This window comes from Hyphomicrobium sp. (assembly GCF_047600905.1).
Classification (GTDB): domain Bacteria; phylum Pseudomonadota; class Alphaproteobacteria; order Rhizobiales; family Hyphomicrobiaceae; genus Hyphomicrobium_B.
This window is the reverse complement of the sequence record NZ_JASGKD010000001.1, coordinates 430,861-454,166: the sequence shown is the minus strand read 5'-3', so window position 1 is coordinate 454,166 and position 23,306 is coordinate 430,861. Positions and strand designations below refer to the sequence as shown.

General features: G+C 60.6%; 21 protein-coding genes. 15 read left to right on the top strand and 6 right to left on the bottom strand.

The features are described from left to right. Window positions 1–6: 6 nt before the first annotated feature. The gene (gene gatA, locus QM780_RS02295) at window positions 7–1,506 is read right to left on the bottom strand and encodes an Asp-tRNA(Asn)/Glu-tRNA(Gln) amidotransferase subunit GatA (protein WP_415068866.1); all 1,500 of its coding nucleotides are present in this window, start codon (window positions 1,504–1,506) and stop codon (window positions 7–9) included. Window positions 1,507–1,509: 3 nt separating this feature from the next. Then, window positions 1,510–1,797, bottom strand: a complete 288-nt coding sequence (gene gatC, locus QM780_RS02290; RefSeq protein WP_415068865.1) for an Asp-tRNA(Asn)/Glu-tRNA(Gln) amidotransferase subunit GatC — start codon at window positions 1,795–1,797, stop codon at window positions 1,510–1,512. 206 nt (window positions 1,798–2,003) lie between these two features. On the opposite strand from gatC, the gene ruvX reads away from it, so the two are divergent. From ruvX to rpmG, 10 genes are all read left to right on the top strand, one after another. Beyond that, window positions 2,004–2,504, top strand: coding sequence for a Holliday junction resolvase RuvX (gene ruvX, locus QM780_RS02285; RefSeq protein ID WP_415068864.1), 501 nt, complete (start codon window positions 2,004–2,006; stop codon window positions 2,502–2,504). 278 nt (window positions 2,505–2,782) lie between these two features. Beyond that, window positions 2,783–3,757 carry an aspartate carbamoyltransferase catalytic subunit gene (locus QM780_RS02280; protein ID WP_415068863.1) on the top strand — a complete coding sequence of 325 codons (975 nt, stop codon included), beginning with the start codon at window positions 2,783–2,785 and terminating at the stop codon, window positions 3,755–3,757. Continuing rightward, window positions 3,754–5,085 carry a dihydroorotase gene (locus tag QM780_RS02275; RefSeq protein ID WP_415068862.1) on the top strand — a complete coding sequence of 444 codons (1,332 nt, stop codon included), beginning with the start codon at window positions 3,754–3,756 and terminating at the stop codon, window positions 5,083–5,085. The genes QM780_RS02280 and QM780_RS02275 overlap by 4 nt, the downstream gene beginning before the upstream one ends. 48 nt (window positions 5,086–5,133) lie before the next feature. After that, window positions 5,134–5,766: a glycerol-3-phosphate 1-O-acyltransferase PlsY gene (plsY, locus tag QM780_RS02270; protein ID WP_415068861.1), complete on the top strand. Its 633-nt coding sequence runs from the start codon at window positions 5,134–5,136 to the stop codon at window positions 5,764–5,766. Next, entirely contained in the window at window positions 5,750–6,934 is a 1,185-nt protein-coding gene (gene dprA, locus QM780_RS02265; protein WP_415068860.1) for a DNA-processing protein DprA, read from the top strand. The genes plsY and dprA overlap by 17 nt, the downstream gene beginning before the upstream one ends. Window positions 6,935–7,373: 439 nt before the next feature. Further along, a complete protein-coding gene (topA, locus tag QM780_RS02260) occupies window positions 7,374–10,151 on the top strand; it encodes a type I DNA topoisomerase (protein ID WP_415068859.1) in 2,778 nt (925 codons plus the stop codon). A gap of 38 nt (window positions 10,152–10,189) precedes the next feature. Then, window positions 10,190–12,466, top strand: coding sequence for a ribonuclease R (gene rnr / locus QM780_RS02255; protein ID WP_415068858.1), 2,277 nt, complete (start codon window positions 10,190–10,192; stop codon window positions 12,464–12,466). Window positions 12,467–12,537: 71 nt separating this feature from the next. Then, entirely contained in the window at window positions 12,538–12,990 is a 453-nt protein-coding gene (locus QM780_RS02250; RefSeq protein ID WP_415068857.1) for a DUF983 domain-containing protein, read from the top strand. A 12-nt stretch (window positions 12,991–13,002) separates the two neighbouring features. Continuing rightward, window positions 13,003–13,707: an NUDIX hydrolase gene (locus QM780_RS02245; RefSeq protein WP_415068856.1), complete on the top strand. Its 705-nt coding sequence runs from the start codon at window positions 13,003–13,005 to the stop codon at window positions 13,705–13,707. Window positions 13,708–13,785: 78 nt separating this feature from the next. Then, window positions 13,786–13,953, top strand: a complete 168-nt coding sequence (rpmG, locus tag QM780_RS02240; protein ID WP_013946760.1) for a 50S ribosomal protein L33 — start codon at window positions 13,786–13,788, stop codon at window positions 13,951–13,953. Between the two features lie 598 nt (window positions 13,954–14,551). Here rpmG and QM780_RS02235 read toward each other — a convergent pair. Continuing rightward, entirely contained in the window at window positions 14,552–15,922 is a 1,371-nt protein-coding gene (locus QM780_RS02235) for a PleD family two-component system response regulator (protein WP_415068855.1), read from the bottom strand. A 22-nt stretch (window positions 15,923–15,944) separates the two neighbouring features. Beyond that, window positions 15,945–16,379, bottom strand: coding sequence for a response regulator (locus QM780_RS02230; protein WP_415068854.1), 435 nt, complete (start codon window positions 16,377–16,379; stop codon window positions 15,945–15,947). Window positions 16,380–16,471: 92 nt separating this feature from the next. Here QM780_RS02230 and QM780_RS02225 point away from each other — a divergent pair, with 92 nt between their 5' ends. Continuing rightward, window positions 16,472–16,792: a DUF3572 domain-containing protein gene (locus QM780_RS02225; RefSeq protein ID WP_415068853.1), complete on the top strand. Its 321-nt coding sequence runs from the start codon at window positions 16,472–16,474 to the stop codon at window positions 16,790–16,792. Window positions 16,793–16,798: 6 nt separating this feature from the next. Here QM780_RS02225 and QM780_RS02220 read toward each other — a convergent pair whose 3' ends face one another. Then, entirely contained in the window at window positions 16,799–17,650 is an 852-nt protein-coding gene (locus tag QM780_RS02220; RefSeq protein ID WP_415068852.1) for a cell envelope integrity EipB family protein, read from the bottom strand. Between the two features lie 149 nt (window positions 17,651–17,799). On the opposite strand from QM780_RS02220, the gene QM780_RS02215 reads away from it, so the two are divergent. The 4 genes from QM780_RS02215 (at window position 17,800) to QM780_RS02200 (ending at window position 20,762) form a co-directional block, all read left to right on the top strand. After that, window positions 17,800–18,261, top strand: coding sequence for a RidA family protein (locus tag QM780_RS02215; protein WP_415068851.1), 462 nt, complete (start codon window positions 17,800–17,802; stop codon window positions 18,259–18,261). 5 nt (window positions 18,262–18,266) lie between these two features. Further along, the gene (locus QM780_RS02210; RefSeq protein WP_415068850.1) at window positions 18,267–19,016 is read left to right on the top strand and encodes a glycerophosphodiester phosphodiesterase family protein; all 750 of its coding nucleotides are present in this window, start codon (window positions 18,267–18,269) and stop codon (window positions 19,014–19,016) included. A gap of 106 nt (window positions 19,017–19,122) precedes the next feature. Beyond that, entirely contained in the window at window positions 19,123–20,295 is a 1,173-nt protein-coding gene (locus tag QM780_RS02205) for a GNAT family N-acetyltransferase (protein ID WP_415068849.1), read from the top strand. A gap of 47 nt (window positions 20,296–20,342) precedes the next feature. Further along, the gene (locus QM780_RS02200) at window positions 20,343–20,762 is read left to right on the top strand and encodes an HIT family protein (RefSeq protein ID WP_415068848.1); all 420 of its coding nucleotides are present in this window, start codon (window positions 20,343–20,345) and stop codon (window positions 20,760–20,762) included. A gap of 86 nt (window positions 20,763–20,848) precedes the next feature. Here QM780_RS02200 and clpA read toward each other — a convergent pair whose 3' ends face one another. Then, complete coding sequence (gene clpA, locus QM780_RS02195) at window positions 20,849–23,299, bottom strand: ATP-dependent Clp protease ATP-binding subunit ClpA (protein ID WP_415068847.1); 2,451 nt, start codon at window positions 23,297–23,299, stop codon at window positions 20,849–20,851. Window positions 23,300–23,306: the final 7 nt, after the last annotated feature.

Sequence of the window (23,306 nt, the reverse complement as noted above, 5' to 3'; positions counted from 1 at the left end):
ATGACTTCAGCCCTTCATCCACCACGCGTCCGGCACAGGAAAACGGCCGGCGGAATCTTCAATCACCTGAGCAGTCCGAAACAGCGTTTCCTCGTCGAACGGCTTGCCGATCAACTGCAGACCGAGCGGCGTTCCCTGCGAAGACAGCCCACCCGGAATGGACATGCCCGGAAGCCCCGCCATGTTCACCGTCACGGTAAAGATGTCCTCCAGATACATGGCCAGAGGATCGCCGGACTTTTCGCCGAACGCAAAGGCCGGTGACGGCGTCGTCGGTGTGAGAACCACATCGACCTTGCTCCACGCCTCATCGAAATCCTTCTTTATAAGCGTGCGGACTTTCTGCGCTTTGAGATAATAGGCGTCGTAATAGCCCGCAGAAAGCACATACGTACCGATCAAAATCCGGCGGCGCACTTCCTTGCCGAAACCGGCCGCACGCGTTTTCTCATACGTATCGATCAGATTATCGCCGTTGACGCGCAGGCCATAACGCATGCCGTCGTAACGTGCGAGGTTCGATGAGCACTCGGCGGGTGCCACGATATAATAGGCAGGCAGCGCATATTTCGTATGCGGCAGCGAGATTTCGTGGATCGTCGCGCCGGCCGATTTCAGCCACGCGATGCCGTCATCCCACAGCTTCTGGATTTCCGGCGACATGCCGTCGACGCGATATTCTTTTGGTATTCCGACGCGCAGGCCTTTGATACCTTTGCCGAGCGTCGCCTCGTAATCTGGCACCGGCGCGTCGACCGACGTCGTATCCTTCGGATCGTGGCTTGCCATCGCCTTCAGCATGATCGCGCTGTCGCGCACCGTCTTGGCGATCGGCCCCGCCTGATCGAGCGACGACGCAAACGCCACGATGCCCCAGCGCGAGCAGCGCCCGTACGTCGGCTTGATGCCGACAGTGCCCGTTAGCGCCGCAGGCTGGCGGATCGAACCGCCGGTGTCCGTTGCCGTCGCGGCCAGGCAGAGGTTGGCGGCAACCGCCGAGGATGAGCCGCCCGAAGACCCGCCCGGCACGAGCTTGTCCGTCGAAGCCTTGCCGTCCTTGCCCTTTCGCCGCCATGGGCTCACGACATTCCCGAATGCGCTCGTCTCGTTCGAGGAACCCATTGCGAATTCGTCGTTGTTGAGCTTGCCGAGCATCACCGCCCCGGCGTCCCACAAGTTCTGCCCGACCGTCGATTCATAGGTCGGCTTGAAGTCATCGAGAATTTTCGAGCAGGCAGTCGTGCGAATGCCGTTGGTGCAAAACAGATCCTTGTTGCCGATCGGCAGGCCTTCGAGCGGACGGGCGTTGCCCTCGGCAATCCTCTTGTCGCTTTCCTTCGCTTGCGCGCGCGCGTGCTCCGGCGTCGGCAGGACATACGCGTTGAGAGCCCCGTTGCCCTTCTCGATCGCGGAGAGAAACGCGTCCGTCAACTCGGTCGACGTGAAGGATTTCTTCGACAGTCCATCGCGCGCTTCGGCCAGGGTGAGTTTGGTAAGATCGGTCACCGCTTACTCCACGACTTTCGGCACGACGAAGAAATTGTCTTCCGACATCGGCGCGTTCGCCGTCACCTGATCGGCAATCTCGCCGTCAGTCACGACGTCGTCGCGCATCTTGAGCTTCTGATCGACGACGCGCGTCATCGGCTCGACCGCCGACGTATCGACTTCGTCGAGTTGCTTGACCCAGTCGAGAATGCCCGAAAGCTCCTTTTCGAGACCCTTTGCCTCTTCGTCGCTCACCTTGAGCCGGGCGAGGCGCGCGATACGGCGAACGGTCGCTTCGTCGACCTGCATGAAAATTCCCTTCAAGAAATCGGGGGATTGCGCCGCACTCATAACCGGGCAAGCGCCCCCAATGCAACCAGCGGCGGCAGTCCTCACGCGGTTAAGTCCTGCAAATGGCCGCGAGAGCCGAAACCGCCCCACTTCCGATGCCAATTTGTCGCCGAAGCTGCTAGAGCCAGGGCGAAAACGCTTCCCGGCTTCGAATAGGCTTCTTCGTGACCCGACCACTCAACCCAGCGCCTCTCGGAGTGACCACCGAGGATCCTGCCCAATTCACAGCCGCCGCCGCAGGCTCCGGCCGCCTGATCGGCATCGATGCCGGCACCAAGACACTGGGCCTTGCGCTGTCCGATGTGCGCCGCACGATCGCCTCAGCCCTCGAGACGATCCGCAGGACGAAGTTCACCGCCGACGCCGAAAGGCTGTTCGCTCTTACCGCCGAGCACGGCGTCGCGGGGTTGGTGCTCGGCCTGCCGCGAAACCTGGACGGAACCGAAGGACCGCGTGCCCAGGCGACGCGTGCGCTTGCCCGCAATCTTAATAAATTGTCGCCGCTGCCGATCTTGCTGTGGGACGAGCGCCTGACGACCGTCGAAGCCGAACGCATGCTCATCGACGCCGATCAGACCCGCAAGCGCCGCGCCGAGGTGATCGACAAACTCGCCGCCACGATCATTCTGCAAAGCGCCCTTGACCGCTTGAAACAAGGAAACTGACACGGTTCTTCCCTCACCCGTGTTATCCTCGGCTTTATGCCGAGGAACCATCGCCCTACAGGCACTCCGGTCCGGTGGATCCTCAGGACAAGCTCGAGGATGACTGGATCTGTGCCGACATTGGCGCGACCGGGCTAAGCCAAACCTTGCATCTTTGAAATAATTTCGCGCCGACGCCGTACAGACCGTTGCATTTCAGGCTCCGTTAAGGGCTTTGCGATTGATGTCGCGCCCCGAGCTTGCAGCCCCGCCAGACTCCCCCTATAGAAGCGCCTTTAATGACAACGAAATCGAATTCCAACGCGCTGAAAGTCTTTCCGCGCCGCCATTTGCTGACTTGCGAAGGTCTGTCGGCGAATGAGATCAATTTTCTTCTCGACCTCGCCGATCGCAATGCCGATCACATCAGAAATAACGGCCGAAAACGCCAAGTTCTCGCTGGCCGAACGCTGATCAATCTCTTCTTTGAATCATCCACGCGCACGCAATCGTCGTTCGAGATGGCGGGCAAGCGCCTCAGCGCCGACGTCATGAACATGAACGTCGCGACTTCGTCGGTCACCAAGGGCGAAACCCTAATCGACACCGCCGTGACGCTGAACGCCATGCGGCCCGACATCATCGTCGTGCGCCACCATGCAGCCGGTGCCGTCGAGCTCCTCTCGCAGAAGGTCGATTGCTCAGTCATCAATGCCGGCGACGGCGCCCATCAGCATCCGACCCAAGCCCTGCTTGACGCATTGACGATCCGGCGTGCCAAAGGCCGCATCGCGGGTCTCACTGTCGCGATCTGCGGAGACGTTCTTCATTCGCGCGTCGCCCGGTCCAATATCAATGTTTTGAACGCCCTTGGCGCTCGCGTCCGCATCATCGCGCCGACAACGCTTCTACCGTCGTCACCGGAGCGGCTTGGTTGTGAAGTCTTCACCGATATGTGGAAAGGCATCGAAGGCGTCGACATCGTCATGATGCTGCGTCTGCAGCGCGAGCGCATGGACGCCTCCTATGTGCCGTCAAGCCGCGAGTTCTTCCATTTCTTCGGCCTCGATCAGGAAAAGCTCGCCCGCGCCAAGCCCGATGCGCTCGTGATGCATCCAGGCCCGATGAACCGCGGCGTCGAGATCGCCTCGACCGTCGCTGACCACTCCCGAAGCGTGATCCGCGAACAGGTAGAAATGGGCGTTGCAGTACGAATGGCCGTTCTCGAAGCCCTGTCGGCCCACCTGCCGGGCTTCGCCGAGGACGCGCCATGAGGAAGCCGATCGAAAAGCCCAAGACCGTCGGCAATGCGACCGTCTTCATCAACGCCCGCATCATTGACCCTGCATCGAACAGGGACGAACCCGGCGGCTTGCTCGTCAAAGACGGCCTGATAGCCGATCTCGGCGGCCACCTCCGCCGAAATGCGCCGGAGGGCGCAACGGTTATCGACTGCAAAGGCAACGTGCTTGCCCCAGGCCTGATCGATGCACAGGTCTTCACCGGCGAACCGGGATACGAGCACCGCGAAACGCTCAAAACCGCAAGTCACGCTGCTGCCGCCGGCGGCGTCACCACCATCGTCGTGATGCCGGACACCAACCCGGTGATCGACCAGGTCGCGCTCGTCGATTTCATCCAGCGCCGCGCCCGCGACAACGCCCTTGTCCACGTCCACACCATGGCCGCAATGACGAAAGGTCTGCAGGGCGAGGAGATGACCGAAATCGGTCTCCTGAAGCGCGCTGGCGCCGTTGCCTTCTCGAACGGCAAGGCAAGCGTCGTCAACACGCGCGTCATGCGCAACGTGCTGAGCTACGCCAAGGATTTCGGAGCTCTCGTCGTCCACCACACGGAAGATCCATATCTCTCGAGCGGCGCGATGAACTCCGGCGAGGTCGCGGCCCGGCTCGGCCTTTCGGGTGTTTCCAAAATCGCCGAAACGATCGTGCTCGAACGCGACGTCCGTCTCGTCGAATTGACCGGCGGTCGTTATCACGCCGCAACGATAAGCTGCCAGGACAGCCTCGATGTCGTCAAAGGCGCCAAAGCCAAAAAGCTACCCGTCAGCTGCGGCGTCTCGATCAATCACCTGACGCTCAACGAGAACGACATCGGCTCCTATCGCACCTTCTTCAAGGTGAGACCACCGCTTCGGCGCGAGGAAGATCGCGTCGCCATGGTTCAGGCCGTCGCCAACGGCGATATCGACATCATCGTTTCGAGCCACGACCCGCAGGACGCAGATACCAAGCGCCGCCCCTTCGCGGAAGCCGCCGACGGCGCCGTCGGGCTCGAAACGCTCCTGTCCGCGGCTCTTCGGCTCGTCCATTCCGGCGACATCACCTTGCCCGGCGTTCTCAGGGCCCTGACAATCAACCCCGCCCGCCTCTTGGGGCTCCATTCCGGACGCTTGGCGAAAGGCGCCATCGCCGATCTCGTCCTCTTCGACCCGGGCGAGCCGTGGGTCGTCAACAAGGACCTGTTGCGGTCACGCTCCAAGAACACGCCGTTCGATGAAGCCAAGATGCAAGGCCGTGTTCTCAGAACCGTCGTCGCCGGCGAAACGGTTTATGAATACGCTGGCGTCGAGCGCACCTAGGCTTTACCTCTCGTCGACGCTCCAACCGGCCTCGCGAGAGATCCCTTCATGAGTTCGTTGCCACCCTTGGCTTTGCTGACGGACGACGGCTCGTGGCTGACGGTCGTCGCGAGCCTCGTTCTCGGCTATCTCCTTGGCTCGATCCCATTCGGCTTGCTGCTAACGCAGGCTGCCGGCCTCGGCGACATCCGCAGCATTGGATCGGGCAACATCGGCGCCACCAATGTTCTGCGAACCGGCAATAAAAAGCTGGCCGCGGCGACACTTCTGCTCGATGCGACCAAGGGGGCCGTCGCTGTGGTAATCGCCAGGTACGCCCTGGGCGAAGGGCCTGCAATGCTGGCCGGCCTCGCCGCCTTCCTCGGGCACATTTATCCGGTCTGGCTGGGCTTTAAGGGCGGTAAGGGCGTCGCAACGTATCTTGGCGTACTGATCGCGCTTGCGTGGCAGTTGGCACTTGTTTTTGCCGTGCTCTGGCTCATCGTCGCCAAGCTCAGCCGGATTTCATCACTCGCAGCCCTCGTTGCAACCATCGGCGTCGTCGTTGCTTCCTGGCTCTGGGGCGACCGAGATCTGGCACTCGTAACGAGCATCATGAGCGCGATCATCGTCGTGAAGCACCGCGCCAATATCGGACGCCTGATCTCCGGAGAGGAGCCCACCATTGGCTCCAAAACCTGATCAAGCCGAGCTATTCGGCACGTCGCCCGGACCAATTGCCAAACTCTCCCAGGAAGAGCGTCTCGCCTGTCTGCGGCTGATCCGATCCGAAAACGTCGGGCCGGTGACGTTTCGAGATCTCATCTCCTATTACGGCGGCGCCACAAAGGCGCTCGAAATCCTGCCGACCCTTTCCCGCCGTGGCGGCGCTGGCCGACCGATCCGCATCTGCCCCAAATCAGACGCCGAGCGCGAACTCGCTACCGCCGAACGCATCGGCGCCGTTCCGGTTTTCGCAGTCGAACGCGACTACCCGCCCGTTTTGGCGCGTATCGATGCGCCACCGCCGATGCTCTACCTCAAAGGCCGCCGAGACCTTCTGAACGAGCCCGCAATTGCGATCGTCGGCTCCCGCCAGTGCTCGGCCGCCGGCACGCAATTGACGAAACAGTTTGCAAGCGAACTCTCCGACACGGGCTTCGTGGTCGTATCGGGTCTCGCCCGCGGCATCGACCGGGCCGCACACGAGGCCTCGATCAGAGGCGGCACAGTCGCCGTCCTGGGCGGCGGCATTGACTGGATCTATCCGCCGGAGCACGCCGAACTGCAGGCGCGGATCGCAGCCGAAGGCTGCCTAGTGACCGAACGCCCCCCCGGGCTGCAGCCGCGCGACAAAGACTTCCCCCGGCGCAACCGCATCATAGCCGGCCTCGTCTACGGCGTAATCGTCGTCGAAGCGGCGGCGCGTTCCGGAACTCTCATCACCGCCCGCTTTGCCAACGAACTCGGGCGAGAGGTCTTCGCGGTTCCCGGCCATCCCCTCGATCCTCGCGCCGAAGGCACAAACCGGCTCATCAAAAATGGAGCGACGCTGGTGACTGAAGCGGCGGACATTGTCGACGTCCTGCGCCCTATTCTGGGGTTGCAGGAGCGCAGGTCTGGCTATGCGGACCAAGCGCACCCGGAACCCGAGGATTTCCCGCCCCCTGCCCCCCTGGCCGACGTCGCCCCAGAGGACGCCTTGAAAGCCGTTTTAACGGCGTTGGGCCCGGCTCCGGTGGCGATCGATGCCATTACCCGCCAGACAGGGCTTAGCGTCCAGACGGTCCAAATCGCGCTGCTGGAGCTTGATCTGGCAGGGCGCATCGAGCGCCAGGGGCAAAGCCTCGTCGCCCTCAGAGGCCCCTGAGCGCCCGCCATTCTATGCTCCGTGCGGCCTAGACCGTACTTCTCCGAAGGGCCTCCCGCAGCGCCTCCGCATAGGATATCGCCAGCATGCGCGATAGCCTCCGGCAACCCTCCCGCTGCGCCATTTGCTGTAGCTCGCTCAACAAATCAGCGAGGTATTCCAGCCGATCCCGTTGGTTCGCGTCCGCTTGACCAGCATTTTGGCTGTTGTGCAAATGGTTCATCTTATTCGATAGCATCCCGCAACTTCCGCACGTCCGCTTGCGATTCACTCCCCCATAGATAGCAATATTAATGTTTTTCACAACCATTAATTGAGACAACCAGGGATTTGACAGCGCTGCGGCGATCAACCATGTTCCCGCCCCGCCGAGCGGCACCAAATTGGGGCCGTCGATCCGCGCCACGAGCGGAGACGGCGCCAGGAGCGAAATCGCCAGATGAACGTCGTCATCGTCGAATCCGCCGCTAAGGCCAAGACGATCAATAAATATTTGGGTTCGGGTTATAAGGTCATCGCGTCCTACGGGCACGTGCGCGATCTGCCGCCGAAAGATGGTTCGGTCGAGCCCGACCATGACTTTGAGATGCACTGGGAGGTCGACGGCAAATCCCAGAAAATCATGCGCGAGATCGCCGAAGCCGTCAAAAAGGCGGACAAGCTGATCCTTGCCACCGACCCTGATCGCGAAGGCGAGGCCATCTCCTGGCACATCCTGCAAATTCTCAATCAGAAGAAGGCGCTTGGCAAAGGGACGGAAGTCGAACGCGTCGCCTTCAACGCCATCACCAAGCAGTCGATCCTCGCCGCGCTGAAAGAGCCGCGCAAGATCGATGAACCGCTGGTGGACGCCTACCTCGCCCGCCGCGCCCTCGACTACCTCGTCGGCTTCACGCTGTCCCCGGTGCTCTGGCGCAAGCTTCCCGGTTCCCGCTCCGCCGGACGGGTGCAATCAGTGGCGCTGCGCCTTGTCTGCGACCGCGAAGCCGAGATCGAGGCATTCAAGACCGAAGAATACTGGACGATCGAAGCCCTACTCTCGACCGCAAAGAATGAAGACGTCCGCGCCCGCCTCGTGGGCATCGATGGAACGGCGCTGAAGAAGCTCGACATCAAGGACGAAGCCACAGCTACCGCGATCCGCAAAGCCCTGCTCGGCCAGGATTTCCGTGTCGCCTCGATCGAGAAAAAGGCGACCAAGCGCAATCCCTATGCGCCGTTCACGACCTCGACGCTGCAGATGGATGCATCCCGTAAGCTCGGCTTTTCCGCCAAGCAAACGATGCAGATCGCCCAGCGCCTTTATGAAGGCGTCGATATCGGCGGCGAAACGGTCGGCCTCATAACCTACATGCGAACGGACGGCGTCCAGATCGTCCCCGAGGCCGTCAGCCAGATCCGCGACGTCATCAGCGCGCAATACGGCAAGAACTACACGCCGTTCGCCCGCGAATACAAAACCAAGGCCAAGAACGCCCAAGAAGCGCACGAGGCGATCCGTCCGACCGACCCGCGCCGCACGCCTGATCAGGTCCGCAAGCACCTCGAAAAGGACCAGGCAGCACTTTATGAGCTGATCTGGAAGCGCGCCATCGCCAGCCAGATGGCACCCGCCGACATCGAGCAGACCACAGCCGAAATTGAAGTCAAAGGTGCGGACGGCAAGGCTTACGGCCTTCGCGCCAATGGCTCGGTTCTGATGTTCGACGGCTTCCTCAAGGTCTACGAGGAAGGCCGCGACGACCGCGTCCGCACCATCGAGAAGGGCAAGGACGATCCATCCGACGAGGATGACGATAGCCGCCGTCTGCCGCCGCTCGCCGTCGGCGATCGCCTGAAGGACAAGGAAATCAGCGCCGACCAGCACTTCACTCAGCCACCGCCCCGCTTCTCGGAAGCGACGCTGGTGAAACGCATGGAAGAGCTCGGCATCGGCCGCCCATCGACCTACGCGTCGACCATGGCCGTCCTCGTCGACCGCGATTACGTCCGCATCGAGAAGAAGCGCCTCATTCCCGAGGACAAGGGCCGCCTTGTCATTGCGTTCCTCGAAAGCTTCTTCAAGCGCTACGTCGAATACGATTTCACGGCCGATCTTGAGGAAAAGCTCGACCTCATCTCCAACGATGAACTCGCATATAAAGAAGTGCTCCGCGACTTCTGGCGCGACTTCATGGCGGCCGTCGGCGAGATCAAGGATCTGCGCGTCGGTGACGTGCTTGAAGCGCTGAACGAAATGCTTGGGCCGCACGTCTTCCCCGATAAGGGCGACGGCAGCGACCCGCGCCTTTGCCCGAAGTGCGGCACCGGACGCCTGAGCCTCAAGATCTCCGGCAAATACGGTGCCTTCATCGGCTGCGGCAACTATCCCGAATGCAACTATACGCGCCAACTCACGCAAAGCACCGACGGCGACGCCGCCGCTCTCGATGGTAAGATCCTCGGCTATAACGATGACGGCCTTGCCGTAACGCTGCGCACCGGCCGCTTCGGACCCTACATCCAGCTTGGCGAAGCCGAAGGCGACGAAAAACCCAAACGGTCGAGCATCCCAAAAGGCGTCGACGCCGCCACGCTCGACTTTGACAAGGCGATGCAGCTCCTGTCGCTGCCGCGCGAAGTCGGCGTGCATCCAGACGAAGGCGGCATAATCACCGCCGGTCTCGGCCGCTTTGGACCTTTCATCGTTCACGAGAAGGATGGCGCCAAGACGTACGTCAACCTCGAAAGCCTCGAAGATCTTTTCACCATCGGCCTCAATCGCGCGGTGACGCTGATCGCGGAGAAACGCGCGGGCGGCGGCAAGAGCCGGTTCCAGCGCAACGCTCCGAAGGTCGTCAAGGATTTGGGACCGCATCCAACCGAAGGCGGCCCCGTGCAGGTGCTCGAAGGCCGCTATGGCCCCTACGTCACGCATAACAAGGTCAACGCCACGGTTCCGCGCGCCAAGAACCCGGCCGAGCTGACGATGGACGAAGCCGTCGCCCTCATCAACGAGCGCATCGCCAACGGCGGTGGCAAGAAGGGCAAGCCTACGCGCGGCACCAAGGCTAAAGTCGCGAAGGAAAAAGAAGAGAAGCCGGCGAAGACTGCAAAAGCTTCGAAGTCTGAAAAATCTTCCGCTGCAAAGCCAGCTGCGAAATCTGCGAAAGCGCCTGCCAAGAAATCGGCGCCGCCCGCGGGCGACGCTAAAAAGCTCGCACGGGAAAAAGCCTGAGCCCAAACAATCAGACCGCAAAACAACGAGGCGCCAAGGTGGCCCGCAAATCGCCTGCAACGCGAGCCCCCGCCAACGGCGGTCTGCCGACGAAGGAGCAAATCCTCGATTTCCTCAATTCCTCGCCCGGCAAAGCCGGCAAGCGTGAGATCGCGCGCGCTTTCGGCGTCTCTGGAGGCGCCAAGATCGCGCTGAAACGCCTGCTGGCCGAAATGGCGGAAGAAGGCTCGCTCGCCGGCGACAAGAAGCACTTGCGCGAAAAGGGCAAGCTGCCGCCCGTCACCACCCTCGAAATCACTGGACGCGACGACGACGGCGATCTCATCGCCAAGCCTCTGCAATGGGAAGAATCCGACGGCAAGCGGCCGGTCGTGCGCATCGTTGCCGCTCGCGATGGACGCGACGCCGAGATCGGCATTGGCGACCATATTCTCGCGCGCCTGCAAAAATTGCCGCGCGGCAGTGGACTCGCATCGTATGAAGCGACGCCGGTCAAGAAGCTGCCGCGCGAGAAGCGCCGCCTGCTCGGCATTTATCGCGCCTCGAAGCGTGGCGGCGGCACAATCGAGCCGATCGACCGCAAGGAGCTCAAAAGCTGGCAGATCCTGCCCGACGACGCAGGTGACGCCGCCGATGGCGATCTCGTCCGCTTCCAGCTCAATCGCCGCGGACGTTTCGCGACGCCCCGCGCCGAGATCGTCGAAAGCCTCGGCAATCCCGACGACCAGCGCCAGATCTCGCTCATAGCCATTCACGCCCACGGCATTCCCGAGGACTTCCCCGAATCCGTCCTGAAGGAATGCGAAACGCTGCCGCCACCCTCGATGGAAGGCCGCACCGATCTCAGAAACATTCCGCTTCTGACCATTGATCCGATCGATGCGCGCGACCACGACGATGCGGTTCACGCCGAAGCCGATTCCGACCCCAAGAATTCAGGCGGCTTCATAGTGACCGTCGCCATAGCCGACGTTGCGCATTACATCCGCCCCGGTTCCAAGCTCGACCGCGAAGCGCAACTCAGGGGCAACTCGGTCTACTTCCCCGATCGCGTCGTGCCGATGCTGCCTGAGAAGATCTCGAACGATCTGTGCTCGCTGCGCGAGCTTGAGGAACGACCCTGCCTCTGCGTCCGCATGATCTTCGACAAGCACGGCGAAAAGCGCAGGCACACGTTCATCCGCGCCATAATGAAGTCGGCGGCGAAACTCTCGTATCAGGAGGCGCAGGCCGCCATCGACGGCAAACCGTCAGCGAAGTGCGAACCGCTGATGGAACGCGCGCTTCAGCCATTGTGGGCAGCTTACCGTGCCGTCGCAAAGGCGCGCGATAAACGCGGTCCTCTCGACCTCGACCTCCCGGAACGCAGGATCGTTCTCGATGCGCATGGCAAGGTTGCGCGGGTTGTGACACCCGAGCGGCTTGAGGCCCATCGCCTCATCGAAGAATTCATGATCCAGGCAAACGTCGCCGCAGCCGAGACGCTGGAAGAAAAACGCTTGCCTCTCGTCTACCGCGTTCACGACGCGCCAAGCCCCGAAAAGCTCAAAGGCCTGCGCGACTTTCTCGAAACGCTCGACATGAAAATCCCGCACGCAGGCGCGCTGAAGCCCGAGGCATTCAATCGCGTTCTCGAGCAGGCAAAGGATCTGCCCGTTCCCGATCTTATCAACGAAGTGATTTTACGTTCCCAGTCGCAGGCCGAATACAATCCGAAGAACATCGGCCACTTCGGTCTGAACCTCGTGCGCTATGCGCATTTCACGTCGCCGATCCGGCGTTATGCCGATCTGATCGTGCATCGCGCTCTGATCCGTGCCTTGGGCCTCGGCGCCGACGGCCTCTCGGATGAGGAAATCCCCCGGCTTGGAACGATCGCGAAAGCCATTTCCGACACCGAGCGGCGTGCGATGTCGGCGGAGCGCGAAACGACGGATCGCTTGATCGCAGCCCATCTCGCCGACCGGATCGGCGCGACGTTCACGGCCCGCATTGCAGGCGTAACCCGCTCCGGCCTTTTCGTTCGCCTGAAAGATACCGGCGCCGACGGCTACATCCCGATCTCGAGCCTCGGAAACGACTATTATCATCACGTCGAAGCGGCTCATGCGCTGATCGGCGCCCGCTCGGGCGAAGGCTATCGTCTGGGCGATACCGTCGAGGTCCGTCTTCTTGAAGCCATTCCATCGGCCGGAGCGCTCCGGTTCGAAATGCTGACCGAACCGTCCCGTTCGAGCTTCGGCGCAAAGGCTGTATTGCGACGCAATACGGGCGGCAAAAGAAAGTTCGGCAAATTCCGTGGCGGCAGGCGCTAAATCGCGGTGCAAACGACGCAGGAAGAACCGTTTGTCTTGACCTTGCGAAACAGACGTCCCATCACCGAACCATGATGCAAACAGCGGAAAAATCGATCGCGACCGATGACGGCTCGGATCGCGACACTTGGCAGGCGATGCGTCGCGGCTGGCAGGAGCGTTGTCCGTGCTGCGGCACTGGCCGCATGTATGGAAAATACCTCAAGGTCAACGACGTCTGCTCCGATTGCAGCACCGAGCTTTTTCATCAGCGCGCCGACGACGCGCCGCCCTATTTCGTGATGACGATCACCGCTCACGTCATCGTCGGCGGCATTCTCATTTGCGAACGTCTTTTTTCCCCGCCGACCTGGGTGCAGTTGTCTATCTGGATGCCGACGCTCGTGATCTTGAGCTTGTGGCTGTTGCCGCGCGTCAAGGGCGCGTTGATCGGCTATCAATGGGCACTTCGGATGCACGGCTTTGGCGATCCGAGCATGGACGAGCCTGAAGAGTTGCCGCCGGCTGAGACAAGTCTCCATTAGCGTGGCGGCGACATGTCCAAAGTCCAAACCGGAAATTCGGCTGCCGAAACTTTGATCCGCGACGCTGCCTGCCTGCTGGTTATCGACAGCGCCGGACCGGAACCAAAACTGTTGATGGGGCGCCGCCATTCCGACCAGGTGTTCCTGCCGAACAAATGGGTGTTCCCTGGCGGCCGCGTAGAAGATGAAGACCGCCGCTTTGCCGACGTCTTCGGCGGCCTGTTTTCACCGGGAGATCTCGCCCGCGAGATCAAGCCGTTTGCGCTCGCCGGGATCCGCGAACTCTTCGAAGAAACCGGACTGACGATCGGGACAGCCGGTCCGCTGCCCGATCCCAGCCCCACCTGGCGAACATTCGCGGTCTCCGGCCAGATGCCCGCACCGGCTCGGCTCTTCCCTCTGGCACGAGCGATCACGCCTCCAGGCCGTGTCCGCCGTTACGACACATGGTTCTTCATGGTCGATGCCGAAGCCATTTCTGCCGACCATTCCACAACCGATGGCGAACTTCTCGATCTGGGATGGTTTACACTCGCGGAGGCCGGTGCGCTCGATCTGCCCAACATCACGCGGCTTGTGCTCGACGATGTCGCCTCGATCCTTCGTGCGGCGAACATCACCCACGACACCGCGGAAACACTGCCGTTTTATTATTCAGACGGCTCGGCCTTCCGCCGCGACCTGATATCGTGTAAAGTCGCACCCCCGACGCCTTGACATGGCGAAGTTGGCGCGTATGTTGCGCGCTCCTTGGCCAAGGTCCCTTGGCATTTTTTCACTTAAGGCCACGATCTCATGGCGAAGCCAGTCACTCAGAAAATCAAATTGTTGTCGTCTGCCGGAACAGGCTTCTTCTACGTTACGAAGAAGAATCCGCGTACCGCGACGGAAAAGCTTGTTTTCAAGAAATACGATCCCGTTGCGCGCAAGCACGTGGAATTCAAGGAAACGAAGATTAAGTAAGCTGCCTGCGCTCAGCCGTTTTGGCTGAATTCGACAGATCGCGGCCTAGGCCGCAAGCAACATTTTATTAAGGAAGAGCACTGGCCAGATTGATGTGGCCAGGGCTTAAAGCAAACTCGGCAGCGGGGTAAATCGTTCCGAGGCAGCTTCGCGACCCTGGCCACGACCGGGCGAGGTTCAAAGAGGGCGTTGTTCCCCACCCAGCTTCGCGATCGACCCTCTGCAACCGTTCGAGGAGGCCACTCGTGTGGTCGCTTGGCTCGATCATACCCACTCTACCAGGCTATGCGGCGGGCCCGATAGCGCGGGATCTCATATTCGCTAGCGCACAGCAGAGGACCCGCAAAGCTAGCGTTGAATTCGCACGAATTCCTGTTTATCCCCACTTTTAGCGGGTAGATTGGTGCCAGATAACGATGCGGAAAGCAACAACTGCTTTACTGTTGCGTTTCAGATACGAATCGATCGGCAGCGCCGAGTTAGGCCGCTTCTTTAAGCATCAGAAAATACTAGAAATTTTCTCGAATTCTCATTCGAGACGTTCCGGCCGCATTGAGCATTTGGCATCAAGGCAACGGCATTTGGCCTAAAGAAGCATTCAAGCCGCATCGGACACGACGCGGTTTCGTCCGCGCCGTTTCGCAATGTAAAGGGCGCTGTCTGCCCGCTTAAACATCATTTCTGGCGTATCGTTCTGCATTTCGAGCGTCGCGATGCCGACGCTTGCCGTAACGCGAATATTCTGCCCGTCCCCGATCACGAATTCGTCGGATGCCACGCACGCCCGCAGACGTTCCCCGACTTGATAAGCATGCGCGAGGTCAGTGTCCGGCATGATGATAACGAACTCTTCTCCGCCGAACCGGCACGCGAGATCTATGCCCCGCGTGTTTCGTTTGAGGCGCACGGAGAATTCCTTCAGCACCGCATCTCCGGCATCGTGGCCGTAAGTATCATTGACGTTCTTGAAGTGATCGATGTCGGCAACCAGCATCGACAAGCTGCGCCCGGTGCGCTCAGCCTCCGACACAAGCGTTCGCATGTGCCCTTCCATATAACGGCGATTATGGAGGCCGGTGAGGGAATCCGTAATCGACATCTCAACGCTCTCGGCAAGACGGTGCCGGAGAAAATCCGAATGTCGCTTCCGCTTGATCTGCGTCTTGACGCGCGCGAGCAGCTCATGGCGATCGATCGGCCGCATCAAATAATCATTCACGCCCATGTCGAGGCCGCGAAGCAGCCGCGCCTCGTCGCCCGGCTCGACCAGCATGATCACCGGCAAGTGCCGCGTGCGCTCGAGGGAACGCACTTGCGAGCACAGCCGCAATCCGTCCGAGCTTTGCAGAGAGAGCGAGACGATCAGAAGGTCGAAATTGCCCTCTGCCAGCCGCACCAGCGCGGTCTGGGCATCAGACTCGCTATAGGCATCGTTGCTGCGCGACAGAACTTCGAGCAGTCGGGCCGCGGAACGCGGAGGATCGTCAACCAGCAGCACGCGCCCTGATCGCGCCGAGAGAACGCGCGCCAGCGAGCCGTCGTCGGGAATTCCCATTGTCTTGCCGGTCGACGCCCGCATGATCATTTCGTCGTTCAGCATCTTCAGGCGGGCAAGATTTTTCACGCGCGTCACAAGCGCGATGTCATCGACGGGCTTGGTCAGAAAATCGTCGGCGCCGCTTTCAAGGCCCAGCACCTTGTCGGCAGGCTGGTCGAGCGCTGTCACCATGACGACGGGAATGTGGTGCGTCAGGTGGCTGCCCTTGATGCGCCGGCACGTTTCAAAGCCGTCCATGCCCGGCATCATCACGTCGAGGAGGACGACATCGACGCTTTCGCGTTCGAGAATGTCGAGCGCCTCCTGTCCGTTGTGTGCGGTGAGCACTTCGAAATATTCGGCCTGCAGCCTCGCTTCGAGAAGCTTCACATTGGCCAGAATATCGTCAACGACAAGAACGCGGGCGGTCATGGGTCAAAATTCGGTAAGGCGCCTATGGCCTGGAAGATCCGATGAATTTGCGTACCGTTTCCAGGAACGAGGAAACCGAAATCGGCTTGGAAATATACGCTTCGCAACCGCCCGAACGAATTCTCTCTTCATCGCCTTTCATCGCGAACGCCGTGACCGCAATGATCGGAATTTGACAGAGAGTGTCGTCGTCCTTCAGCCACCGCGTCACTTCAAGACCGGATACTTCAGGCAGCTGAATATCCATGAGAATGAGATCGGGACGGTGCTTGCGCGCCAGTTCGAGCGCCTCGAAGCCGTTCCGCGTCTGGATCGTTTTATAGCCGTAAGCGACGAGCAGATCGTTGAAGAGCTTCATATTGAGCTCGTTGTCTTCGACGATCAGTACCGATTGCCCGCCAAGCCGAGGCTCGGGTCCGCGACGCTCGACGTTCGCTCTCGTTTCTTGGTACGTCATAGCAACCGCCCACTCTCCATCGCGGCCGTTGTGCACCGATTCTCGATTGAACGGCGCTCGACTTTGCTCTCGAAAGCGGTAACCAACAGTTAATGTCCCCAGATGATCAGGTCGCAGGCATGTTTCGATCGAAATCTCCGAGACTTACCGAGGAACGAGCCGAGGCCCTTGCGTTGCAGGTGCTGGCTTTTTTAGTGGCCGATCCCAAGCAGATTTCGCGCTTCCTGTCGCTGACGGGAACGACACCCGACGAACTCAGAAATACAGGCTCATCGCGCGAGTTGCAGATTGCGACCCTCGAATATCTTCTCTCCGATGAAGGTCTGTTGCTGACGTTCTGCCAGGACGCCGGGCTAGACCCAGCGTCGATCGCGCCGGCTCACCAGCTCCTCTCGGGCACACAATACGATTGAGAGAGATTACCGCGAGCTGCCTGCAGCCGGGCAAGTTTCCGCGGGTAGGAACGTCAATTCCTTGAGTTCGCCTTTGATCGAGAACTCACCGTAGTCGATCTTGAGGTCGCTCGTCACGCCGTTTTCGAAATAGCGAAACGACAGTTCATAGGCCGGCGTCTGGTCTTCGTGATCCTTTCCGGCGTCGAAATAGCTGATCGTCATCGGCCAGGATTCGATCTGCGCCAGACGGTCAGCGCCCTTGAACGTACCGATCGGTGCCTGCGATGACGTTTCGAACTTTTTGCCGATGATCGTATTGGTCAGATAATATTTCTCGCCCTTCTCCGATCCGTCATAAAGATTGGCAGTGAACATCTTGACGCCGCTCTTGGCCGCCTGCACCAGCGTCGAGGCGTGCTGCATCGGGAAATAGATATCGGTCGGCAGCGACAGACTTTTCTTGGCCGGTTTGACCAGATCGACACCGACGACCGGCGTCGCACCCTTCGTGCGCAGCGCATCGCCTTGGCTCGAATCCGCCAGTTCATCGTTTTGATATTGCATCGACGAAAATCTGAGCTTCTTGGCGTCGGCCTCTTCCCAGCTCGAGTTTCTGAGATCGCTGACTGTCTCGGCGCCATCCTGGTTCGACATCACCGTGACGAAACGCATATTTTGCGTATAGCCGTCGCAGGGCGAACCTTTGAGCTCATACACCATCCGCCCGGCAATCCCGGTAACGCCCGATCCCGCCGTCGCATCGCCAAGCGACAGATCGTAGACGGCCCGATGCGGCGCGAAAGTCACGAGATCGGAAGCCGCTGCTGGTTTGCACTCCACAGCAACAGCCGCAAGGCTCAAAAATGCTACGGACACGCAGCAACGACGCGGGATCATCGGACTTGGCTCACTCTCCGGTCAGAAAAGTTTATAGCAACTGCAGTCTAGTTGCCAGATATAGCATTGCAAAGAGGCGCCCCGGGGGCCAAAAGCGCCGGAACAACCTAAACATCGAGTAATCTTCAATGACCTCTATCGATCAGCGATTATCCGAGCTGGGGCTGAAACTGCCTGATGCCCCGCAACCCGTCGCCAATTACGTGCCTTTCCTGCTCAACGGCGATCAACTTTTCATCTCCGGTCAGATCGCCAAGGACGCGAGCGGACAAGTGCTGACGGGTACGCTTGGTAAAGGTGTTTCCATTGAAGAGGGGCAGGCCGCCGCCCGTCATTGCGCCCTCAACCTGCTCGCCCAAGCAAAAGCCGCACTCGGCGATTTGAACCGTGTTGTACAGGTTCTGAGGCTGACCGGCTTTGTCGCGTCCGCTGCCGATTTCACCGACCAGCCGAAGGTCATCAACGGCGCCTCCGATTTGCTCGTGGCCGTTCTCGGCGACGCCGGCCGCCATACGCGTTCTGCAGTCGGAGTGATGAGCTTGCCGCTGAACGCCTGCGTCGAAATCGATGCGATTTTCAAGGTTCGCTGAAGTCGATGGCAGGACACGAGCAATTCTTTCGGCCGATTGCCCACCGTGGGCTGCATGACCCCAGGGGCGGCATTATCGAAAACACAGGCCCCGCCTTTGATGCCGCCATTGCAGGCGGCTACGGCATTGAATGCGACATCCGGCCGATCAAGCGCGGCGTGCCGATCGTATTTCATGACGAAACTCTGCAAAGGCTCATCGGTAGAAAGGGATCGGCGTCCGATCTCAAGGAAAGCGATCTCAAAACGCTCCGCTATCGCGACAGCGATACACCAATTTTGACACTTGCCGCGCTCCTCGACCTCGTCGCGGGCCGCGTGCCGTTGCTCGTCGAGATTAAGAGCGAATGGCAACCGCCGAACAGAGCGTTTATCGCCAATATCGCCTCGCTCGTAACCGATTACCCCGGCCCGATTGCGCTGATGTCGTTCGATCCGGCCGTCATGGCTGCAATTAGAGTGGCAGCGCCCGAAGTCCTCCGCGGTATTGTTTCCGGTAGTTACGCTGGCCCCGGATGGTGGCCGCGCAAAATCGGCAAGGCGCGCGCCGAAGCCCTGCGCGATTTGCTCGAATCCGGACAAGCAGCGCCCGATTTCTACGCCTACGAGGTCGACGCACTGCCCACTCCCGTCACCGAATATGTCCGTCGCTCCAACGGGCTGCCGGTCTTCACGTGGACCGTCAGAACGCCGAAACAACGCAAGATTGCCGAGACCTGGGCCGATGCCATGATTTTCGAAGGCTTCCGGCCTTAGAGCAGGCTCTGCGACATCAGGCTTATTCCGCATGTCTGCCTTGCCGGCGCTTCGATCCTATATCAAGGCGTTGCATAGAGAACAGACGCACGCGACAACGCCATCAATGTCGATTTCTTCAGATACCGCCGTCAATCTCGTCCCCTCGATCGCGACGCTCGACGCTGCGCAGTGGGATGCTTGCGCGAACCCTGATCCTGCGAAGTTCAACCCTTTCGTCAGCCACGCATTTCTGAAGGCGCTCGAAGATGCGCGCACCGTCGGCCGCAATACTGGCTGGTTGCCGCGCCACCTGGTCGTCAACGACGATGCCGGAAGCATTGCCGCCGCGGCGCCCGCTTACATCAAATCACACAGCCAGGGCGAATACGTCTTCGATCATGGTTGGGCCGACGCCTACGAACGCGCGGGCGGCCACTATTACCCGAAACTCCAGATCGCCGTACCGTTCACGCCCGTGCCCGGCCCCCGATTGCTCGTCAAGCCGGGCGAGGGCGCGGCCGCCAGCGAACAGCTTCTTGCCACCGCCATCGCCGAGGTCGTGCGCCAGGGCGGGCTATCGTCCGCGCACGTGACATTCCTGGAGTCCGCCGTCGCCGAACGCCTCAGGGACTTGGGCTTCCTGATCCGCGTCGGCCAGCAGTTCCACTGGCAGAACGACGGGTACGCAACGTTCGACGATTTTCTCGCCAGCCTCGCGTCTCGCAAGCGAAAGGCCGTGAGGAAAGAACGCCAAACCGCCCTCGCACCCGGCATCGAGATTGAACAGCTATCGGGCCGCGACATCACCGAAGCGCACTGGGACGCCATGTTCAAATTCTACATGGACACCGGCAGCCGCAAGTGGGGACGGCCCTATCTCAACCGCACGTTCTTCTCGCTGCTCGGCGAAACAATGCCTGACCGCTGCCTCCTCGTCCTCGCCAAGCGCGAAGGACGCTACGTTGCCGGCGCACTCAATCTCATTGGCGGAGACTGTCTCTTCGGCCGCTACTGGGGCGCGATCGAGCACCACCCGGCGCTGCATTTCGAACTTTGCTACTATCAGGCTATCGATTACGCCATTGCCAACGAGCTGCCTCGCGTCGAAGCCGGCGCCCAGGGCGAACACAAGCTCGCGCGCGGCTATCTGCCGGTCGAAACCTATTCCGCTCATTGGATTGCCGATCCGTCGCTGCGGCGCGCCGTCGAACGATTCCTGACGCAAGAACGCGAGGCCATCGCCCAGATGAATGCCGACTTGACCGAAATGGCCCCCTATCGCAAAGACGAGGCCTGAAGCGGAACCCGGCCGGGGTTTCGCACGAACCCGCCAGAGCGAGCCCCATGTCGTACGACAGTTCCAACATCTTCGCGAAAATCCTGCGCGGCGAAATCCCTTCCCACAAGGTCTATGAAAATGCCGACGCCATCGTCTTCATGGACGTGATGCCTCAGAGCCCGGGCCACACACTCGTCGTGCCGAAAGCCGCTTCCCGGAACCTCCTCGATGCCGATCCGGCCGTGTTGGCGAAAGTCATTCCTTTGGTCCAGAAAGTCGCCGTCGCCGCCAAGTCGGCGTTCAACGCAGATGGCATCAGCATTGCGCAATTCAACGAGCCGGCTGGTGGCCAGACCGTCTTTCACCTGCACTTCCACATCATTCCGCGCTACGAGGGCCAGCCGCTGCAAACGCACGCCCGCAAGATGGAAGATTCCGCCGTACTCGCGGCCAACGCGGAAAAGCTAAAGGCAGCGTTGGCGTAGCGCCCCCGCCAGATCGACATTCGCAACGAAAAACGCCGGGACCCACGATCCCGGCGTTTCATATCTCTGATGCAAAGGAACGCGGCCTACTCTTCCTTTTTCTTCCGCGGCACGCTTGGCACCGCACCGGAGCCGTTGGGCTTGTCGCCCTTGTCCTTCGGCCCAGGCAGCGCCTTTTTCGGCGTCGCATCGGCAAGAACCGGCTGCGGGAGGTCGTCGTCGGTCTCTTCGTCTTCCGGCGTCTTCACCTTCTTGGAAGGATCGAGAGGCAGGAAATCGAACGTCAGCGTCCGGTCCGGGCCCTTGCCCGCAACGAGCACCTTCACCGTACCGCCATTCTCGAGCTTGCCGAACAGCAGCTCTTCGGCCAGCGGCTTCTTGATGTACTCCTGGATGACGCGCCCCAGCGGCCGCGCACCGAACTTCTCGTCGTAGCCCTTCTCCGCCAGCCAACGCGTCGCTTCATCCGAAAGCTCGATCGAAACGCCGCGATCTGCGAGCTGCGCTTCGAGCTGGAAGATGAACTTCTCGACGACCTGCGCGATAATCTCCGGCGACAGACCGGCAAACGGCACGATCGCGTCGAGACGGTTGCGGAACTCCGGCGTGAAGAGCTTCGACACGGCTTCCGTATCCTCGCCCTCACGCTTTGCCCGGTTGAAGCCCATCGGCGGCTTCGCCATGTCGGAGGCGCCCGCGTTCGTCGTCATGATCAGCACGACGTTGCGGAAATCGACCGACTTGCCGTTGTGATCGGTGAGCTTGCCGTGATCCATCACCTGCAACAGGATGTTGAACAGGTCCGGATGCGCCTTCTCGATCTCGTCAAGCAGCAGCACGCAGTGCGGATGCTGATCGACGCCATCGGTCAGTAGACCGCCCTGATCGAAGCCGACATAACCCGGAGGCGCGCCGATCAAGCGCGAAACCGTGTGCTTCTCCATGTATTCCGACATGTCGAAGCGCAGCAGTTCGACGCCCATCAGGTTGGCGAGCTGCTTGGCAACTTCTGTTTTGCCGACACCCGTCGGACCCGAGAACAGGTAGCAACCGATCGGCTTTTCGGGCTCGCGCAAGCCGGCACGCGCCAGCTTAATCGCGCTCGAAAGAGCCTCGATCGCCTTGTCCTGGCCGAACACGAGCCGCTTCAGATCGCGTCCGATATGGGCGATGATCTCGGCGTCGCTCTTCGTCACGGTCTTTGGCGGAATGCGCGCCATCGTCGCAACGGTCGCTTCGATCTCCTTGGTGGTGATCTTCTTCTTCCGCTTGCTTTCCGGCACCAGCATCTGCGATGCGCCAGTCTCGTCAATCACGTCGATCGCCTTGTCGGGAAGCTTCCGGTCGTGGATGTACCGCGCGGAAAGCTCGACCGCCGCCTTGATGGCTTCGTTCGTGTACTTGATCTTGTGATAGTCCTCGAAGACCGACTTCAGACCTTTCAAGATCTCGATCGCATCCTCGACGGTCGGCTCCTTCACGTCGATTTTCTGGAACCGGCGAACGAGCGCCCGGTCTTTCTCGAAGTGCTGACGATATTCCTTGTAGGTCGTCGAGCCGATGCAGCGCAGCGCCCCCGATTGCAGCGCCGGCTTCAACAGGTTCGAAGCATCCATCGCTCCGCCCGACGTCGCACCAGCACCGATGACGGTGTGGATCTCGTCGATGAAGAGCACGGCGCCCGGAAACGCCTCGACCTCTTTCATCACGGCCTTCAGCCGTTCCTCGAAATCGCCGCGATAGCGCGTGCCCGCGAGCAGCGCGCCCATATCGAGCGCGAAGATCGTGGCGCCCTTCAGCACATCCGGGACCTGCCCCTGAACGATCTTGCGCGCCAAGCCTTCCGCGATCGCCGTCTTGCCGACGCCCGGATCGCCGACGAACAGAGGATTGTTCTTCTGCCGGCGGCAGAGCACCTGCACCGTGCGCATCACCTCCTGCTCACGGCCGATCAGCGGATCGATCTTGCCGTCGCGCGCCTTTTTGTTGAGATTGACGCAATAGGTGTTGAGCGCATCGCCGGGCTTTTTCTCTTCGCTCTCGGTATTGTTCACCTCGTCGTCAACCCCGCGAACAGTGCGCGGCTCGAACATGCCCGGCCGCTTCGCAATGCCATGTGCGATGTACTGGACCGCATCGAACCGCGTCATTTCCTGTTCTTGCAGGAAATAGGCGGCGTGGCTCTCGCGTTCCGAGAAAATCCCGACCAGAACGTTGGCTCCGGTAACCTCTTCGCGGCCCGACGTCTGAACATGCACGATCGCCCGCTGAACGACCCGCTGGAACGAGTTCGTCGGGTGCGCATCGCGCGCCGATTTCGATACGATCGGCTTCAATTCCGTATCGAGGTACTCGATCAGACGGGCTCTGAGCTGCTCCAGATCGACCGAGCAGGCACGCATCACCGCCGCCGCATCCCGATCATCGACCAGCGCCAGAAGCAAATGCTCGAGCGTTGCGAATTCGTGATGGCGGACATTGGCGTACTGCACCGCCCTGTGCAGCGAGGCTTCGAGATTTTTGGAGAGCGATGTCAATCGAGTC

Excerpts from the sequence above, each read along its gene's own strand:
- plsY (WP_415068861.1), top strand. The coding sequence starts at position 5,134 with ATGAGTTCGTTGCCACCCTTGGCTTTGCTGACGGACGACGGCTCGTGG.
- rpmG (WP_013946760.1), top strand. The coding sequence starts at position 13,786 with ATGGCGAAGCCAGTCACTCAGAAAATCAAATTGTTGTCGTCTGCCGGA.
- QM780_RS02250 (WP_415068857.1), top strand. The coding sequence starts at position 12,538 with ATGATGCAAACAGCGGAAAAATCGATCGCGACCGATGACGGCTCGGAT.
- QM780_RS02225 (WP_415068853.1), top strand. The coding sequence starts at position 16,472 with ATGTCCCCAGATGATCAGGTCGCAGGCATGTTTCGATCGAAATCTCCG.
- QM780_RS02280 (WP_415068863.1), top strand. The coding sequence starts at position 2,783 with ATGACAACGAAATCGAATTCCAACGCGCTGAAAGTCTTTCCGCGCCGC.
- QM780_RS02235 (WP_415068855.1), bottom strand. The coding sequence starts at position 15,922 with ATGACCGCCCGCGTTCTTGTCGTTGACGATATTCTGGCCAATGTGAAG.
- topA (WP_415068859.1), top strand. The coding sequence starts at position 7,374 with ATGAACGTCGTCATCGTCGAATCCGCCGCTAAGGCCAAGACGATCAAT.
- QM780_RS02200 (WP_415068848.1), top strand. The coding sequence starts at position 20,343 with ATGTCGTACGACAGTTCCAACATCTTCGCGAAAATCCTGCGCGGCGAA.
- QM780_RS02210 (WP_415068850.1), top strand. The coding sequence starts at position 18,267 with ATGGCAGGACACGAGCAATTCTTTCGGCCGATTGCCCACCGTGGGCTG.
- QM780_RS02205 (WP_415068849.1), top strand. The coding sequence starts at position 19,123 with ATGTCGATTTCTTCAGATACCGCCGTCAATCTCGTCCCCTCGATCGCG.
- QM780_RS02275 (WP_415068862.1), top strand. The coding sequence starts at position 3,754 with ATGAGGAAGCCGATCGAAAAGCCCAAGACCGTCGGCAATGCGACCGTC.
- gatC (WP_415068865.1), bottom strand. The coding sequence starts at position 1,797 with ATGCAGGTCGACGAAGCGACCGTTCGCCGTATCGCGCGCCTCGCCCGG.
- QM780_RS02245 (WP_415068856.1), top strand. The coding sequence starts at position 13,003 with ATGTCCAAAGTCCAAACCGGAAATTCGGCTGCCGAAACTTTGATCCGC.
- QM780_RS02215 (WP_415068851.1), top strand. The coding sequence starts at position 17,800 with ATGACCTCTATCGATCAGCGATTATCCGAGCTGGGGCTGAAACTGCCT.
- QM780_RS02230 (WP_415068854.1), bottom strand. The coding sequence starts at position 16,379 with ATGACGTACCAAGAAACGAGAGCGAACGTCGAGCGTCGCGGACCCGAG.